Source organism: Streptomyces sp. UW30, from assembly GCF_008042075.1.
Classification (GTDB): Bacteria; Actinomycetota; Actinomycetes; order Streptomycetales; family Streptomycetaceae; genus Streptomyces.
Genome location: NZ_RDBN01000088.1, coordinates 1 through 1,116 on the forward strand (window position 1 = coordinate 1; position 1,116 = coordinate 1,116).

Sequence of the window (1,116 nt, forward strand, 5' to 3'; positions counted from 1 at the left end):
CTGCTCGCAGCTGCAGCACGGGGATCAGTGGCGCCGCCCGGCAGGGCATCGGCCGAGATCACAGGGTTGTGCAGAGTTGTTGCGGACAATGGGGCCGGACCTTGCACCAGGCTTTGCTCCGTGCCTGTTGCGTCTTCCGCAGCCGGTGACGACGCCGTCCCGGGAGCTGGCACTGCCCGGTCGGTTGGGGCGAGCTCCGCTACGCGCAAGCCGAGGTCTTCGGCAGCTTCCTGGACGGCGTCGTACTCGCGGTCCAGAGCGAAGCGCACTCGTTCAAGTGCGTTGTCGACGGCGTCGAGGTCGGCCTCGTCGGAGTGCGGCTGCGGAAGAAGGGCGGGCAGCAGGGGGCCGGACGTTTCTCCTTCGCTCTCAGGAGCGGGGTGGGCCTGGGCCCTTAGTGCCGCGAGCTCGGCTTCCAGTTGGTCGATCCGTCGTGCTGCATGGTCGGCCACCGTTTGCGCTCTGTCCCTGTCGCTTTCGGCGCGGGCCAGGTGCGTACGCAGTKCCAGCTCCTGCTGCTCTGCGCGATGGAGGGTCTCTTCCAAGACAGAGTCATCTGCTCTGCCAGAGGCAGGGAATCGGCTGACGGCGTCGATACGCCGGCTCAGTTCCAAGACCTTCGCCTGGGCTTGACCGAGCATGCCGAACAGGTAGGTGGCAATCAGCAACGCCTGGTGGCGGGCCTGTTCACTCGCTTCAAAGGCGCGGCGAGCCCGATTGAGTTCCTCGTATGCGGCAAGCGCCTGCCGTTGCGTTTCCAGGACCTCGCGTGCCGTTACCTGAGGGCCGCTGCCGTCCGTGGCAGTGGGTGCACTGTGCGCGCGGTGCCATAACTCCTTGGGGCCCGTGAGTCGGTGGCGGGCGGTGTCGGATGCGTCGTCGGGGAAGCAGACGTCTGCGACGGCCTCCACCAGATCCCACGACAGATCCTCGCCGGCCAGCTGCGCCCTCAGTTTGCGCAGGGTCGGCACCTGACCGCTGGTGAAGTGCTCGACTGTCARACGCTGCCGGAGACCATCCGCCTGGCTCCTATCGCCCAGGGCTGATCCATAAACACGCCTCGCGGCCACGGCGATGCGGCTGCTGCCGAAACGAGAGCGCCCGCTCCCACACTTC

At 67.1% G+C, this 1,116-nt stretch carries 1 pseudogene; it reads right to left on the reverse strand.

Going from position 1 to position 1,116, the window contains the following annotated elements:
• A pseudogene (locus EAO75_RS44120) lies at nucleotides 1–971 on the reverse strand (hypothetical protein); the annotation flags it as partial.
• Between the last annotated feature and the right edge of the window lie 145 nt (nucleotides 972–1,116).